General features: G+C 58.0%; 19 protein-coding genes. 16 read left to right on the plus strand and 3 right to left on the minus strand.

Annotated elements, in window-relative coordinates:
• Nucleotides 1-61: 61 nt before the first annotated feature.
• Nucleotides 62-742 carry a hypothetical protein gene (locus AC0V6X_RS03845; RefSeq protein ID WP_486183272.1) on the minus strand — a complete coding sequence of 227 codons (681 nt, stop codon included), beginning with the start codon at nt 740-742 and terminating at the stop codon, nt 62-64.
• A 498-nt stretch (nt 743-1240) separates the two neighbouring features.
• The gene (locus tag AC0V6X_RS03850) at nt 1241-1474 is read right to left on the minus strand and encodes a hypothetical protein (RefSeq protein ID WP_486183273.1); all 234 of its coding nucleotides are present in this window, start codon (nt 1472-1474) and stop codon (nt 1241-1243) included.
• Nucleotides 1475-1671: 197 nt separating this feature from the next.
• Here AC0V6X_RS03850 and AC0V6X_RS03855 point away from each other — a divergent pair, with 197 nt between their 5' ends.
• A complete protein-coding gene (locus AC0V6X_RS03855; RefSeq protein WP_486183274.1) occupies nt 1672-1932 on the plus strand; it encodes a hypothetical protein in 261 nt (86 codons plus the stop codon).
• A 69-nt stretch (nt 1933-2001) separates the two neighbouring features.
• Here the strand turns inward: AC0V6X_RS03855 and AC0V6X_RS03860 are convergent, their stop codons facing one another.
• Complete coding sequence (locus AC0V6X_RS03860) at nt 2002-3186, minus strand: XRE family transcriptional regulator (RefSeq protein WP_486183275.1); 1185 nt, start codon at nt 3184-3186, stop codon at nt 2002-2004.
• A 10-nt stretch (nt 3187-3196) separates the two neighbouring features.
• On the opposite strand from AC0V6X_RS03860, the gene AC0V6X_RS03865 reads away from it, so the two are divergent.
• The 15 genes from AC0V6X_RS03865 (at nt 3197) to rpmC (ending at nt 14176) form a co-directional block, all read left to right on the plus strand.
• A complete protein-coding gene (locus tag AC0V6X_RS03865) occupies nt 3197-3664 on the plus strand; it encodes a hypothetical protein (protein ID WP_486183276.1) in 468 nt (155 codons plus the stop codon).
• 476 nt (nt 3665-4140) lie between these two features.
• Nucleotides 4141-4512, plus strand: a complete 372-nt coding sequence (rpsL, locus tag AC0V6X_RS03870) for a 30S ribosomal protein S12 (RefSeq protein WP_007164630.1) — start codon at nt 4141-4143, stop codon at nt 4510-4512.
• A gap of 186 nt (nt 4513-4698) precedes the next feature.
• Nucleotides 4699-5169: a 30S ribosomal protein S7 gene (gene rpsG, locus AC0V6X_RS03875; protein ID WP_486183277.1), complete on the plus strand. Its 471-nt coding sequence runs from the start codon at nt 4699-4701 to the stop codon at nt 5167-5169.
• A gap of 100 nt (nt 5170-5269) precedes the next feature.
• Nucleotides 5270-7405: an elongation factor G gene (gene fusA, locus AC0V6X_RS03880; protein ID WP_486183278.1), complete on the plus strand. Its 2136-nt coding sequence runs from the start codon at nt 5270-5272 to the stop codon at nt 7403-7405.
• 90 nt (nt 7406-7495) lie between these two features.
• Nucleotides 7496-8671, plus strand: a complete 1176-nt coding sequence (gene tuf, locus AC0V6X_RS03885) for an elongation factor Tu (protein ID WP_486183279.1) — start codon at nt 7496-7498, stop codon at nt 8669-8671.
• 311 nt (nt 8672-8982) lie between these two features.
• Nucleotides 8983-9294 carry a 30S ribosomal protein S10 gene (rpsJ, locus tag AC0V6X_RS03890; RefSeq protein WP_006831877.1) on the plus strand — a complete coding sequence of 104 codons (312 nt, stop codon included), beginning with the start codon at nt 8983-8985 and terminating at the stop codon, nt 9292-9294.
• A 251-nt stretch (nt 9295-9545) separates the two neighbouring features.
• The gene (gene rplC, locus AC0V6X_RS03895; RefSeq protein ID WP_486183280.1) at nt 9546-10367 is read left to right on the plus strand and encodes a 50S ribosomal protein L3; all 822 of its coding nucleotides are present in this window, start codon (nt 9546-9548) and stop codon (nt 10365-10367) included.
• 3 nt (nt 10368-10370) lie between these two features.
• Nucleotides 10371-10994 (plus strand): 50S ribosomal protein L4, encoded by a 624-nt coding sequence (rplD, locus tag AC0V6X_RS03900; RefSeq protein ID WP_486183281.1) that lies wholly within the window; start codon nt 10371-10373, stop codon nt 10992-10994.
• A complete protein-coding gene (locus AC0V6X_RS03905) occupies nt 10987-11298 on the plus strand; it encodes a 50S ribosomal protein L23 (RefSeq protein ID WP_486183282.1) in 312 nt (103 codons plus the stop codon). The genes rplD and AC0V6X_RS03905 overlap by 8 nt, the downstream gene beginning before the upstream one ends.
• A 14-nt stretch (nt 11299-11312) precedes the next feature.
• Nucleotides 11313-12149, plus strand: a complete 837-nt coding sequence (gene rplB / locus AC0V6X_RS03910) for a 50S ribosomal protein L2 (protein ID WP_067598528.1) — start codon at nt 11313-11315, stop codon at nt 12147-12149.
• 6 nt (nt 12150-12155) lie between these two features.
• A complete protein-coding gene (rpsS, locus tag AC0V6X_RS03915) occupies nt 12156-12431 on the plus strand; it encodes a 30S ribosomal protein S19 (RefSeq protein ID WP_486183283.1) in 276 nt (91 codons plus the stop codon).
• On the plus strand, nt 12431-12808 hold the full coding sequence (rplV, locus tag AC0V6X_RS03920) for a 50S ribosomal protein L22 (protein WP_486183284.1): 378 nt from the start codon (nt 12431-12433) through the stop codon (nt 12806-12808). Before rpsS ends, rplV begins: the two co-directional genes overlap by 1 nt.
• Nucleotides 12809-12811: 3 nt before the next feature.
• The gene (gene rpsC / locus AC0V6X_RS03925; RefSeq protein WP_486183285.1) at nt 12812-13507 is read left to right on the plus strand and encodes a 30S ribosomal protein S3; all 696 of its coding nucleotides are present in this window, start codon (nt 12812-12814) and stop codon (nt 13505-13507) included.
• Between the two features lie 22 nt (nt 13508-13529).
• A complete protein-coding gene (gene rplP, locus AC0V6X_RS03930) occupies nt 13530-13967 on the plus strand; it encodes a 50S ribosomal protein L16 (protein WP_486183286.1) in 438 nt (145 codons plus the stop codon).
• Entirely contained in the window at nt 13967-14176 is a 210-nt protein-coding gene (rpmC, locus tag AC0V6X_RS03935; protein WP_486183287.1) for a 50S ribosomal protein L29, read from the plus strand. The genes rplP and rpmC overlap by 1 nt, the downstream gene beginning before the upstream one ends.
• Nucleotides 14177-14186 lie beyond the last annotated feature (10 nt).

Here is a 14186-nt window from a genome sequence, read left to right on the forward strand (position 1 = left end):
TGCGGGGCACCTGCGGCTCGGCCGCGTGGCCTCGCGGTTCGCGTTGCGAACCGTTCTGGCGCTAGTCCTCTGGCTTGGTTGCCTCTCGCTCCTCCTCCCGTTCCGCTTCCCATTTGGCCTCAAGCTCCTTGCGCCATTCGCGCATCTTGCTGTTGATTGAGGCGTGGACCTTGCGGATCTGATCGGGGTCGGTGGCGCGCTGGCGCTGCTCTTCCTCGTAGTCGGCCTTCACCCGCTCATAAACCGGATGGCCGGGACCGATGTCGCTGAGCAACTGCGTGTTCGCATCATAGCGCTGCGCCCGCCGGTTCCTCAGGAAGAACATCACCAGCGTCTCATTATGCCGCACCTCGGTCCCCACGACCTTGCCGGCGGAGACCACCATCCGCTCCTCGCCCTCAATCGCGCGGGTGAGCGCCGCATCCTCCACCCGAGAGACCCCGCGATCCACCGCCTCCTCCCACGCGGCCCGAAACCCTTCCGCGCCCGGACGCTGCCGCAGCTTGTAGAGCGCCTCGATGCTCTTCCCGATATGCCGCGCCGCCGCCTGCACGATGCCCGTCGCGGCGAGATGCGCGATGAAGCGGCGCTGGAGATCAGGTGTGATGGAGTTCGAGCGCGGCGCGACATGCGGCACGGGGTCGAAGGCCAGCAGCGGATCGTCAGGCTCCAGCGGCGAGGGCGTGTAGGCGAGGGCGGAGGTCGCCTGACGAGGCGTCTTGCGGGTGGGGAGGGAGGTCATAGAGATTCCTTTGATTGGCGCCCTCAGACGCCGGGCGGCGGGCATCCGCCCGCCTTGGCTTCGCCGCATAAGCGGCGGCGCGCGGTCGCGCGCTGGCTCGCCTGGTCGGCTCGCGACCAGCGATACCCGAGCGGTTGGCACCAAGCGGCTGGGCGCGAGGTAGAGGCGTGGCACCCAGAGGCTAGGCGCAAGGTGGCAACGTAATCGCGGAGCACGGCGCGCAGCGCCGCAAGGGCGACCGCCCGCCCGGAGGGGTGGCCCCGCAGGGGTCGGGCCCCCGGAGGATAGCCTAAGGGGGGGCCGGATGGCCCCGCCGGCGCTTGAGGGCGATAACAAAAGACTCAGCGCCAAACGCTATCCTCTCGTCCATCGTCATCGCGAGATGCCGAAGGCGCCGTGGCGATCCAGCTTCTGACCTCGCGCCTAGGCGAACTGTCGGGAGCTGGATTGCCACGCCTGCGGCTCGCAATGACGAAATTGAGAGGGGGTGGCTCGGTTTTACCGACAAAAGAACCCCCGCAACACCGCCTCATTGCGCGCGCGGTTGGCGGCTACGCTGGGAGGGGTCGGAGGATTGTTCCCAATCCGCCCCGCCTCCACATGCGCAAGCCACGAAGCGGCATGGGCTGCATCATCAGGATCAAGCGGATTGTAATCCCGCCCCTGAAGCGGCCGCTGCATGGGATCGTGGGTGGGAGAGCGAAACTCGGGCGTGTTGCGGTATTCGGGCATGGGGTGGTCCTTTTGCTGTGGGGGTTGAGCGAAGGACTGGGGGATTAAGCAGATTTTTGGCGTGTAGGAAAATGCTAAGCTAAACCGACCGCTGCCAAGAATGCATTGGCGGTCATTGTTGGGAACGGTACATGCGCGCCCACATCATGAATCGTTGCAAATCTTGAAGATCGCGCGTCTGAGATGACACCGAAGGATTGCTCGATCGCGATCGCCGCCATGAAGACGGTCGTTTGATCATGCTTCCTCAAAGGCGGACAAAAGGGAGCATTCACGATGCTTCTGCATCGGGCGAACACGTTGCCCTGCTCGGGCTCGAAGAGACAACTCTGGGCCTTAGTAAACGGATCGCGGAGAAGCGGATGACTCTTGAAAAGCTCTTCTTCCGTATGACAAAAGTAGAGCGTCTTTTTTTCACACATCCTCGTGAAGAGGGAGATAGCCGCGTTATTTTGTGACTCGTACGCTGGAGCCGCGGTCCGATAGTCTATCAACCATCCCAAGGTTTGCGGAAGCGGCATCGGGTCTCAGCTCAACGCAGCCGCTATCCGTTTTTCTGCAAGAGTGAACGCTTTGTCCTGTTGTTTGAGGGCTAAACGTATAGTTTTGAAGACGTCACTACTGTCAATTTCCCGAGCTGATATAGCTCGGCTTGCTGCGTAAGCCGTAAGCGTGCCAATCTCACCTATTCTCTTGGCGTGCGGCACCCCATACGAGATGTTCTCCGCCTTCCGCTCTTCATCTTTCTCGAATTTATAAGAAGACCTCAGCTTAGTGAGTGTCTTTTTCAGCTGGCTTTCAGTGATGTAGTCCAGTTCTTTCAAGCGTATCGCAGCGGCAGAATTGCTAAGTAAGGTCTTTCTCGAAAGAAAATTTGCTAGGGTAAGAGGCTCCGAGATTTCAGCACGCCCAGCCTTCTTGAGAAGCTCCTCCACTTCCCTACTCGGCGCAAGAAATCTCGCCGCAAACTTGTTGCACTTAGTCTCGATCTGGTTCTGATGCTGGAAAGGGTCAGATACGCCTTCCTCGCCGAGGAGTGCATGCGCATACTCGTGAGCAAGAGTGAACAGCTGCGCTCGCTTGGAGAACACAGAACGATTTACGAAAATATTCGGGAAGGAATTAGACGGCGAGAAATAAAAACCTTTGTAGTCCTCAGCCGGTGCCTCTCCAGACCTAACAATTCGACCATGACACTCGATAAATAATTTGAGGGCAGAGTAGAACTTTGTGGTTCTCGATCCCGCAAGATTTAGTTGTTTCTCTCTTGATTGATACCATTCTTCGAATTCGCCTCTGAGGTCTTCGGCTGCATCTAAGCCAGCTACGCCTCTATAACGAGAGGATTCGATGGTTAAAAAACTGCCCGAAAAACTGCCAAGGAATTCAGCGGCAAACTCCGAAAGGGTTTCAGAGAAGAGAATTGCTCTATATCCTTTTGGCGATAACTTAGCCATTCTTGGATGCCGGTTCCTGAAATCCTTCGGAGGAGGAGGAACATTTGGGATTGAGCTCCCAGAAAGCATGTAGGCGGGGACGCCATAGGTCTGAGCAAGTCGACTTGTTTGTTTAAATGAAGGATAGCTTATGCCGGCCTCAAAATCACGCAACCGGCGAGCAGAGATATGTGTATGACTAGCGACGTCGATAAGAGACAGTGCTCTCTGTTCGCGAACACTTTTCAAAATTTTCGGGTTTGTTTCTACAGTCACGAGGTTTTCTATGGCTAATTTTGGCGACTTTTCAAGCCTTCTCGAGCTTGGGGTCGGAGTAGGAATAGGCTTAAGTTTTTTTCGTGTACCAGTCGATCTACGATTACGCGATATGGACAGAAAACTTACGGCGGAAATCGGTATGTCGGAGGGAGTTGAACATTCAAAGGCGATAGTTCGTGTCCGGGAGCTTCACGGATTGAGCGGTGAACGTCAGCTTTTGGAGCGGGATCTCGCTTGGCCGATCAGATTTTCGATTGGTTGGTCTATAGTTGGAGGGTTCTTGAATCTCGCGCTTCTCCTAGTGGCCGCATTCCATGTTGACTCCGAGGCGCCACCCATTTTCGCATGGTTGGTTATCGGGACGTCAATCGGTTGGTATGTCTTCCTTTATGTAGCTCTCGAGATACTTGCTTGGAACGAAGTTCGCCCTTTGCAACAAAAGATTGATAAGGCGATTGCCAAGAGCAGCGTCTAATCCCTTGACCCCACCCCTCACCGGCGCTAATGGCGCGCCTTCTGTTGGTGGGGTTCTCCCTTCCAGCGCATAGATTTGAGCTGAACAATGGCAGGCTCGCTTTCTTTAAGAAGCTGGATCCCGGATCAAGTCCGGGATGACGGTTTAAGAGGTAAGCACCTGGCAGAGTAATCCGGCGGCTTTGGCCATTTGTCGGGTGGAGCGTTTCAGGCTCGTGCATTTCCGGCCCGCGTTGCAAGAGCGGCGCTCGGCGCTTCGCACGATACTGTTTCTCCCCACTCGCCGAGACCAAGGACGCCAAATACGTTTGGTTTGCACCAAGCTGGATGGCCCTCGGCATTGCGCCGCGATCCCTTCAGCAAAAGTGGGAACCGGTTTGAGCTCATCAGGGAAAGTGGGAACCGGTTTCCCGCCCGGATGAGCGAAAAAGTGACGCGCCCGGAAGGGTCGCTAACGAGCGAAGCGAGTATATTTATATGCCTACTATCAACCAGCTGGTCCGCAAGGGCCGCACTCCGCAGAAGGCCAAGTCCAAGGTCCCTGCGATGGAGCAGAACCCGCAGAAGCGTGGTGTTTGCACCCGCGTCTATACTACGACGCCGAAGAAGCCGAACTCCGCTCTGCGTAAGGTTGCCAAGGTGCGCCTGACGAACCAGCGTGAGGTCATCTCCTACATTCCGGGCGAAGGCCACAACCTGCAAGAGCACTCGGTTGTCCTGATCCGCGGCGGCCGTGTTCGTGACCTTCCAGGGGTCCGCTACCACGTCCTGCGCGGCGTGCTCGACACGCAAGGTGTGAAGGACCGCAAGCAGTCGCGCTCTAAGTATGGTGCGAAGCGGCCTAAGTGACCTGTCCGGGGGACAGGTCATCCTGAAAAGCTCGCTTTCAAGCGAGCGCGGTTCAGGATCCATCCCCCGCGCCGAGGTTGCTGGATTGTAAACCAGTAAGATTTTTTTGCCGACCTTGCTCCCAGAGATGGATCCCGGCCTTCGCCGGGATGACGAGTTAAGGAAAGGCTGACAGGAGACACAAACATGTCACGTCGTCGTAGGCCCGAAAAGCGGGTTATTCTTCCCGATCCCAAGTTTGGTGATCAGGTTCTGTCCAAATTCATGAACAACCTCATGCTCGACGGTAAGAAGGCCGTTGCTGAGGGGATCGTGTACACGGCTCTTGATGCGGTTGAGGCGAAGGCCAAAGCTGATCCGGTGCAGCTGTTCCACGATGCGCTCAACAATGTGAAGCCTCAGGTCGAGGTCCGCAGCCGCCGTGTGGGTGGTGCGACCTATCAGGTGCCGGTTGAGGTTCGCCCCGAGCGTGCTCAGGCGCTGGCTATTCGCTGGTTGATCGGTGCGGCTCGCTCGCGTCCGGAAACCACGATGAGCGCGCGTCTCTCCGGTGAGCTGATGGATGCCGCGAACAACCGTGGCAACGCTGTGAAGAAGCGTGAAGATACGCACCGCATGGCGGATGCGAACCGCGCGTTCTCGCATTACCGTTGGTAAGAATTGTGGACGGGCAGGGGGCGGTGTCTTCCTGTCGTCACAAACGTAACTATATGGGGCGCGAACCCTCTCTCGCCCTTCCAAACCCAAGGAATTAGATATGGCCCGCGATTATCCGCTGGAGCGTTATCGTAACATCGGCATCATGGCGCACATCGATGCCGGTAAGACCACGACTACCGAGCGTATCCTCTATTACACCGGCAAGTCCTACAAGATCGGCGAAGTGCATGATGGCGCTGCGACGATGGACTGGATGGAGCAAGAGCAGGAGCGCGGGATCACGATCACGTCGGCTGCGACGACGTGCTTCTGGAACCCGGAAGATCCCGACATGGACCCGATGGGCGATCCCAAGGAGCTGCGCGCGAATACGCCGAAGCACCGGATCAACATCATCGACACGCCGGGCCACGTCGATTTCACGATTGAAGTCGAACGCTCGCTTCGCGTCCTCGACGGCGCGGTCGCGTGTTTTGACGGTGTGGCAGGGGTTGAGCCTCAGTCCGAAACCGTGTGGCGCCAGGCCGACAAGTACAATGTCCCACGGATGTGTTTCATCAACAAACTCGACCGCACCGGAGCTGACTTCAAGTACTGCGTCCAGTCGATCATCGACCGTCTGGGTGCGACGCCGGCTGTGCTCTATCTGCCGATCGGGATTGAATCGAGCCTCTCGGGCCTCGTCGACCTCGTCAACAACCGCGCTATCACGTGGAAGAACGAAGATCTGGGTGCGGAGTATTCCTTCGGCCCGATCCCCGACGACATGGCTGATGAAGCGGCAGAGTATCGCGAGAAGCTGATCGAGCTTGCAGTTGAGCAAGACGATGACGTGATGGAAGCCTACCTCGAAGGTGAAGAGCCCAGCGCACAGACGCTCAAGGCGCTGATCCGCAAAGGTACGCTGAACCAGAGCTTTGTTCCGGTTCTGTGCGGCTCGGCGTTTAAGAACAAAGGCGTTCAGCCCCTGCTCGACGCTGTGATCGACTACATGCCGTCACCGCTCGACGTTGATGCGATTAAGGGCATCGTCCCTGGCGCAGAAGAAACCGAAGCGGAGCGTCCGTCTTCGGATGATGCGCCGTTCTCAGCGCTCGCGTTCAAGATCATGAACGATCCGTTTGTCGGCTCGCTCACCTTCACCCGTATCTATTCGGGGCAGCTCTCCAAGGGCACCGTGATGAACTCGGTCAAGGAGAAGAAGGAAAAGATCGGTCGTATGCTGCTCATGCACTCGAACGAGCGTGAGGACATTGATGAGGCGTTTGCTGGCGACATCGTCGCGATTGCGGGTCTGAAGGAAACCACGACCGGTGACACTTTGTGTGATCCGGGCAATCCAATCATTCTTGAGCGGATGGAATTCCCCGATCCCGTGATCGAGCTTTCGGTGGAGCCGAAGACCAAAGCTGACCAAGAGAAGATGGGCGTTGCGCTCAACCGTCTTGCAGCTGAGGATCCCTCGTTCCGGGTCAGCACCGACCACGAAAGCGGTCAGACGATCATCAAGGGCATGGGTGAACTTCACCTCGACATTTTGGTTGATCGCATGAAGCGCGAGTTCAAGGTCGAAGCAAATGTCGGTGCGCCGCAGGTGGCGTATCGTGAATCGCTCGGTCGCGAAGTCGAAATCACCTACACGCACAAGAAGCAATCGGGTGGTTCGGGTCAGTTTGGTGAAGCCAAGGTTGTCGTCACCCCGGGTGAACGCGGCCAGGGCATCATCTTCGAAGACGAGATCAAGGGCGGCAACATTCCGCGCGAATATATCCCGTCGGTTGAAAAGGGCATGCGCGAGCAGGCTGAGAGTGGTCACCTGGTCGGCTTCCCGATCATCGACTTCACGATCCGCCTGATCGACGGCAAGTACCACGATGTTGACTCCAGCACGGTGGCATTCGAGATCACGGGTCGTGGCGCTATGCGCGAAGCGGCGTCGAAGTCTGGGATTAAGCTGCTCGAGCCGGTGATGAAGGTTGAAGTTGTGACGCCTGAGGAATATCTCGGCGACGTCATTGGCGACCTCAACTCACGTCGTGGTCAGGTGCAAGGTCAAGACACGCGCGGTAACGCGATGGCTGTCGACGCTTTCGTGCCGCTGGCCAACATGTTCGGCTACGTCAACGAGCTGCGTTCGTTCACCCAAGGGCGCGCGCAATACACGATGCAGTTCAGTCACTATGACGAAGTTCCGTCAAACGTGGCTCAGGAGATCAAGGAGAAGCTTGCGTAATAGCGCAAGCAAGGCTAGGGGCGGCGCCTGATTCAGCGGGCCCGCCTTTTCTCCCGCTAGAAGTAAATTCAAAAAGAAGGTTATTGAGAAATGGCGAAGGAAAAGTTTGAGCGTAATAAGCCGCACGTTAACGTCGGCACCATCGGTCACGTTGACCACGGCAAGACCACGCTGACCGCGGCTATCACCAAGGTCCAGGGTGCTGCTGTTGACTTCGGCAACATCGACAAGGCTCCAGAAGAGCGTGAGCGCGGGATCACCATCTCGACCGCCCACGTTGAATACGAAACTGACGCGCGTCACTACGCACACGTCGACTGCCCGGGTCACGCTGACTACGTCAAGAACATGATCACCGGTGCTGCTCAGATGGACGGCGCTATCCTGGTTGTGAACGCTGCTGACGGCCCCATGCCGCAGACCCGTGAGCACATCCTGCTCGCGCGTCAGGTCGGCGTGCCGCAGCTTGTTGTGTACATGAACAAGGTTGACCAGGTCGACGACGAAGAAATCCTCGAACTGGTTGAACTGGAAGTTCGTGAACTCCTCAGCGAGTATGGCTTTGACGGTGACGATATTCCAATCGTCAAGGGTTCGGCTCTGGCCGCTCTCGAAGGCCGCGATCCTGAAATCGGTGAAAACTCGATCAAGGAACTGATGGAAGCTGTGGACACTTACATCCCGCAGCCCGACCGTCCGGTCGACAAGGACTTCCTGATGCCGATCGAAGACGTGTTCTCGATCTCGGGTCGTGGTACGGTTGTCACCGGCCGTGTTGAAACCGGTGTTGTGAACGTTGGCGACGAAGTTGAAATCGTTGGCATCAAGGACACCACCAAGACGACCGTGACCGGCGTTGAAATGTTCCGCAAGCTGCTCGACTCGGGTGAAGCTGGCGACAACATCGGTGCTCTGATCCGCGGCGTTGGCCGTGAAGAAGTTGAGCGTGGTCAGGTTCTCGCTAAGCCGGGTTCGGTTACGCCGCACACCGAGTTCAGCGCAGAAGTCTACGTGCTGTCGAAGGACGAAGGCGGCCGTCACACGCCGTTCTTCGCCAACTACCGTCCGCAGTTCTACTTCCGCACCACCGACGTGACCGGCGAAGTGATCCTTCCTGAAGGCACTGAGATGGTTATGCCTGGCGACAACGTGACTATCGGCGTCAAGCTGATCGCACCGATCGCTATGGATGAAGGCCTGCGCTTCGCAATTCGCGAAGGCGGCCGCACCGTCGGCTCAGGCGTGGTTGCTAAGATCACCAAGTAAGCCGCTGCTCGCAAGAGCAACGTGAAATTCGGGGGCCGGAATGCGAGAGTGTTCCGGCCCCCAATTTATGTGAGGAGGATTCCGGTCAATCGCATCGGGTCTGCGCCTCGCCTGTTGACGCGAATTTAGCGGGACAAATGGGTTGCCAGAATCCAACAGTCCCGATATAGGCGCGCCAACCGCAGCGGAGATTCGTTTCCGTTGTAACGAAATTTGATAGGGCCGCCCGTTGATGGGAACTGAGACGGGGCCGGCCTTTTGTTTTTGAGAGAGGGCAACCTCTCTTTGGCTCTTTCGCATTGGTATAGGTAATGGAAGCACAGAATATCCGTATTCGCCTCAAGGCATTTGACCACCGCGTTCTCGACCAGGCGACTGGCGAAATCGCAGACACGGCGCGTCGTACGGGTGCTCTTATCCGTGGTCCCATTCCCATGCCGACGCGTATCGAGAAGTTCACCGTGAACCGCGGCCCGCACATCGACAAGAAGTCGCGCGAGCAGTTCGAGGTGCGCACCTACAAGCGGCTGCTCGACATCGTGCAGCCCAACGCTCAGACGGTTGACGCGCTGATGAAGCTCGATCTTGCTGCTGGCGTTAACGTAGAGATCAAACTGGCCTAAGCCACTGATCTCACCGTCCTTCAGGCAGGACGTTAAACCGCTCTGAGAATTTGGAGCTCCATGGCTCCGCTGGTCGAAAGACCCGCAAGACATATGGATACCGCCGGTTGTTACCGGGCTGAGTCCTCCGTCTCGCCAAACCACTCCAAATGGAGTGGGGCGGCATCAGCCCGGACGGGGCTCAGAAAAAATTTGGGTTGGCACGCACCTTTGGGATGGTCCTTTGGGTGCCTCTGTAAGGAGTAAAGACGATGCGCACTGGCGTGATCGCAAAGAAGGTTGGGATGACCCGCCTCTTCCAAGAGGACGGACGGCACGTGCCTGTTACCGTTCTCGCTCTGGAAGATTGCCAGGTTGTCTCACACCGCACCGCAGACACTGACGGCTATTTCGCCGTTCAGCTGGGCGCGGGTGAAGCGAAACAGAAGAACGTTGCAAAGCCGCAGCGCGAGCATTTTGGTAAGGCCGGTGTCGGCCTCAAAAAGCGCGTCGCGGAATTCCGTGTTGAAAGCGAAGACGGCCTTGTGCCGGTGGGCGCGCTGATTAGCGCTGACCACTTCCTTGCTGGGCAAAAGGTCGACATCACCGGCCACACCCAGGGTAAGGGCTTTGCTGGTGCTATGAAGCGTTGGGGCTTCGGTGGTCTTCGGGCTACCCACGGTGTCTCGATCTCTCACCGTTCGCACGGTTCGACGGGTAACCGGCAGGATCCGGGCCGCGTGTTCAAGGGCAAGAAGATGGCCGGCCACATGGGCGACCGTCAACGCACCCAGCAGAACCTCGAAGTGGTTCGCACCGACGCTGATCGTGGCCTGCTCTTCATCAAGGGTTCGGTCCCTGGTTCGAAGAATGGCTGGCTGCTTGTTCGCGACGCCGTGAAGGTTTCCGCTCCCGACGATCTGCCGTTCCCCGGCGCTGTTGTCGATACGAGCGCACCCGTGACGGAAGAGCCTGCCGCAGAAGCTCTGGTTGAAGAGACCGCAGCTGTCGAAGCAGTCGCAGAGGCTCCCGCAGCTGACACTCCTGCACCCGAGGCTGATGCCCCGGCTGCGGAAGAGAAGAAGGAAGACTAAGCCATGAAGGTGAAGGTCCAAAAAATCGACGGGAAGGCCTCGGGCGATATCGAACTGTCGGATGACGTGTTCGGTGTGACCCCGCGCGCAGACATCCTGCACCGTGTTGTCACTTGGCAGCTCGAGAACCGCCGCGGCACTGCTCGCCCAACGCGTGAGCGTTCGGACGTGGCCCGCACCGGCAAGAAGTTTGGCGCGCAAAAAGGTTCAGGTGGCGCACGTCACGGCGACCGTGGCGCTCCGATCTTCATCGGTGGTGGTAAAGCCCACGGTGCTCGCAAGCGTGACTTCAACCAGTCGCTCAACAAGAAGATCCGTGCTCTCGGCCTCAAGATGGCGCTCAGCACCAAGGCCAAGGACGGTCTGGTCGTTGTCGACAAGCTTGAGCTTAAGGATGCCAAGACGCAGGTCCTCAAAGGCCACTTCGACAAGCATGGTTTCGCAGGCAAGGTGCTGGTGATCGACGGTGAAGCCGTTGACGCTGGTTTCAAGCAAGCCGCAGGCAACCTGAAGGGCGTCAACGTCCTCCCGGCTGCGGGTGCCAATGTCTACGACATCCTCAACCACGACACGCTGGTCCTGACTAAGGATGCGGTCGCTAAGCTGGAGGCGCGCTTCAATGGCTAAGGCTAAAGAAATTGATACGCGGCACTACGACGTGATCCTCGCTCCGCACATCACTGAGAAATCGACCATGGCGTCGGAATCGAATGCGATTGTGTTCAAGGTGGCGCTGGACGCGACCAAACCGCAGATCAAGGAAGCGGTGGAAGCCATTTACGACACAAAGGTCGTATCGGTGAACACCACTCTCACCAAAGGCAAGACGAAGCGCTGGCGGGGCAAGCCCTACAAGCGCACCGACTTCAAGAAGGCGATTGTTCGCCTTGCCGAAGGTGAGGGCATGATCGACTACACTCTTAACCTTTGAGGCGGATCTAGATCATGGCACTCAAGAATTACAAACCGACAAGCCCGGCTCGCCGTGGCCTGATCCTGGTCGACAAGTCCGGTCTCCACAAAGGTGGTCCGGTCAAGTCGCTCACGGAAGGCAAGCGCAAGACCGGTGGCCGCAACAACAAGGGTCACGTGACCTCGCGCGGCATTGCTGGTGGTCACAAGCAGAAGTATCGCTTCATCGACTTCAAGCGTCGCAAGTGGGATGTCCCCGCGACCGTCGAGCGGATCGAATACGACCCTAATCGCACCGCTTTCATCGCACTGCTGAAGTACGAAGATGGCGAGCTGGCCTACATCATCTGCCCGCAGCGTCTCGCTGTTGGCGACACGGTGGTCGCTGGCGAGAAGACCGACACGAAGCCGGGCAACGCCATGCTTCTGGGTCAGATGCCGGTTGGCACAATCTGTCACAATGTCGAGATGAAGCCTGGCAAGGGCGGTCAGATCGCTCGCAGCGCAGGCGCCTATGTCCAGCTCGTCGGTCGTGACCGCGGCATGGTCATCGTGCGTTTGAACTCGGGCGAGCAGCGTTACCTGCGGGCCGATTGCATGGGCACGGTTGGCGCGGTTTCGAACCCTGACAACCAGAACCAGAACTTCGGCAAGGCCGGTCGCACTCGTTGGAAGGGCCGTCGCCCGCTGACGCGTGGTGTTGCAAAGAACCCGGTCGATCACCCGCACGGTGGTGGTGAAGGCCGCACGAGCGGTGGCCGTCACCCGGTTACCCCGTGGGGCAAGCCGACCAAGGGTGCTCGCACCCGCAAGAACAAGCAGACGGACAAGATGATCATCCGTTCGCGTCACGCGAAGAAGAAGAGGTAAGACACGATGGCACGTTCCGTCTGGAAAGGTCCGTTTGTCGAACTCAGCCTGCTGAAGAAGGCAGAGGACGCACAGGAAGCAAGCAACACCAAGCCGATCAAGACTTGGTCACGTCGCTCCACCATCCTCCCGCAATTCGTCGGGCTGACTTTCAACGTCTACAACGGACAGAAATTCATTCCCGTTTCGGTTTCGGAAGAAATGGTTGGTCACAAGCTTGGTGAATTTGCGCCGACGCGCAACTTCCCCGGTCACGCGGCTGACAAGAAGGGCAAGCGATAATGGGTAAGGCAAAGTCTCCCCGCCGCGTTGCGGATAATGAGGCGCTGGCAGTCGGCACGCAAATTCGCGGCTCGGCTCAAAAGCTCAACCTCGTTGCGCAGCTCATTCGCGGCAAGAAGGCCGAAGAGGCCATGAACATCCTCGCTTTCTCGAAGAAGGCGATGGCGGTTGACGCCAGCAAGGTGCTCGCATCCGCGATCGCCAATGCGGAAAACAACCACGATCTCGACGTCGACGCTCTGGTCGTTGCCGAGGCTTCAGTGGGCAAGGCCTTCACGATGAAGCGTTTCCACACGCGCGGTCGTGGTAAGTCGACCCGCATCCTGAAGCCGTTCAGCAAGCTGCGCATCGTCGTTCGCGAACAGGAAGAGGCATAGAGCATGGGCCAGAAGAGTAATCCGATCGGTCTGCGTCTTCAGATCAACCGCACTTGGGACAGCCGCTGGTACGCCGAAGGGCGCGACTATGCCGGTCTTCTTAAGGAAGACATTGAGATGCGTAAGTACATCTTGAAGAACCTGCCGCAGGCGGCGATCTCCAAGGTGGTTATTGAGCGTCCGGCAAAGCTGTGCCGCGTTTCGATCTATGCTGCTCGCCCCGGTGTCATCATCGGCAAGAAGGGTGCAGACATTGAAAAGCTGCGCGCCAAGCTGTCGACCATGACCACCAGCGAAGTGAAGCTGAACATCGTTGAAATCCGCAAGCCGGAAATCGACGCGAAGCTCGTCGCTCAGGGCGTGGCTGACCAGCTCGTCCGCCGTGTCGCCTTCCGCCGCGCTATGAAGCGTGCGGTTCAGTCGGCTCTGCGTCTGGGTGCTGAAGGCATCAAGATCGTTTGCGGTGGCCGTCTTGGCGGCGCTGAAATCGCCCGTGTTGAATGGTACCGCGAAGGTCGCGTGCCGCTCCACACTCTGCGTGCCAACATTGATTACGCTGAAACCGAAGCGCTGACCGCTTACGGCATCATCGGCATCAAGGTCTGGATCTTCAAGGGCGAGATTCTCGCTCACGATCCGACTGCGCAGGACCGCCTTATGATGGAAGCTCAGACTTCCGGCGTGCGTCCCGCTCGCTGATTGCAGGATTTAGGAAAGAACCATGCTGCAACCGAAGAAAACCAAGTATCGCAAGGCCTTTAAGGGCAAGATCAAGGGCGATGCCAAGGGCGGCACCACGCTGAACTTTGGCGCCTATGGTCTCAAAGCGCTTGAGCCTGAGCGGATCACCGCACGTCAGATCGAAGCTGCTCGCCGGGCCATCACCCGCGCGATGAAGCGTCAAGGTCGTCTGTGGATCCGCGTCTTCCCTGACGTGCCGGTTTCGAAGAAGCCTGCTGAAGTTCGTCAGGGTAAGGGCAAGGGCTCGGTCGAATATTGGGCCGCCCGCGTAAAGCCGGGCCGCATCATGTTTGAACTCGACGGCGTGCCGGGCCCAGTGGCTGCGCTCGCTTTCGAACGCGCTGCAATGAAGCTGCCGATCAAGACCAAGGTCGTTGCCCGCTTTGGCGACACCTCGCACCTGGGAGGTGACAAGTAATGGCTTCCACCGAAGATCTCCGCGCGAAGACCGATGATCAGCTTTCTGCTGAACTTACAGAGCTTAAGCGCGAGCAGTACAATCTGCGTTTTCAGGCTGCGACCAATCAGATGGAAAAGACCCATCGGATCAAGGAAGTGCGCCGCACAATCGCGCAGATCAAAACGCTGCAGAACGAGCGCTCTGCTGCAGCAGCAGCTAAGGCGTAAGGAGTAGACA

Source organism: Erythrobacter sp. S267, assembly GCF_057365045.1.